This is a genomic window from Streptomyces mabaensis, assembly GCF_053763515.1.
Window position 1 is genome coordinate 1 of sequence record NZ_JBSOPZ010000093.1, and the last position, 526, is coordinate 526.

At 69.6% G+C, this 526-nt stretch carries 1 protein-coding gene; it reads right to left on the minus strand.

The window, feature by feature from the left end; translation table 11 throughout:
• A partial coding sequence (locus ACWV17_RS33855; RefSeq protein ID WP_455362673.1) for an IS256 family transposase occupies positions 1–526 on the minus strand: 526 nt, incomplete at both ends.

Here is a 526-nt window from a genome sequence, read left to right on the forward strand (position 1 = left end):
TCGTCGTTCTGCTCGGCGAGGACCGCGCCGACCAGGCGGATCACGGCGGTGCGGTCGGGGAAGATGCCGACCACGTCGGTGCGGCGCCGGATCTCCTTGTTGAGGCGTTCTTGCGGGTTGTTGGACCAGATCTGCCGCCAGATCTCACGCGGGAACGCGGTGAACGCCAGGAGATCGTGCTGGGCGGCATCAAGGTGCTCAGCCGCCTTGGGGAACTTGGCGTCCAGGGCATCGAGGACGTGCCGCATCTGGGCCTGGACGGCGTTGCTGTCGGGCTGTTCGAAGACGGTCCGCAGCAAGGTGGCCACCCAGGGCTGAGCCGACTTTGGGGCCTGGCTGAGCAGGTTGCGGGCGTAGTGGGTGCGGCAACGCTGCCACGATGCTCCGGGCAGGACCGCTCCGATCGCGTCGACGAGGCCGGCGTGGGCGTGGGAGATGACGAGCTGGACGCCGGACAGCCCGCGGGCGATGAGCGAGCGCAGGAAGGCGAGCCAGCCGGCGCCGTCTTCGGCGGTGGCGACGTCGA